Below are 381 nucleotides of genomic sequence, written 5' to 3'. Positions count from 1 at the left end.
TGCTGCGCCGGGCCGGGATCGCCGTCGACCTGGTCGAGGCCAAGCCGGACTGGAACGTCTCCGGTTCCGGAATCACCTTGCAGGGCAACGCACTTCGGGCCCTGCGCGAGATCGGCGTGTGGGAGCAGGTCCGCGCGTCGGGTTTCGCGTTCGACGAGGTCGGCCTCACCGCTCCCGACGGTACCGTGCTGCACGTCGCGCGTGACGCGCGCACCGGTGGCGAGGACCTGCCCGCGACGGTGGGCATGCAGCGGCCGCAGTTGCAGCGCATCCTGATCGACGCGGTGAAGGCGTCTGGCGCGAACGTCCGCCTCGGCACCACCGTCACCGCCCTGCGGGGCGACGCGGAGGGGGTGGACGTCGAGTTCTCCGACGGGAGTT

General features: G+C 71.7%; 1 protein-coding gene. It reads left to right on the top strand.

The window, feature by feature from the left end; translation table 11 throughout:
• Positions 1-2: 2 nt before the first annotated feature.
• Positions 3-381: FAD-dependent monooxygenase (locus QSK52_RS39215; RefSeq protein WP_285741056.1), on the top strand; the 379-nt coding region annotated here is incomplete at its 3' end.

Source organism: Kitasatospora phosalacinea, from assembly GCF_030268885.1.
Classification (GTDB): domain Bacteria; phylum Actinomycetota; class Actinomycetes; order Streptomycetales; family Streptomycetaceae; genus Kitasatospora; species Kitasatospora phosalacinea_C.
Note: the sequence above shows the minus strand (reverse complement) of the source record. Positions and strands in the feature narration are given on the sequence as shown.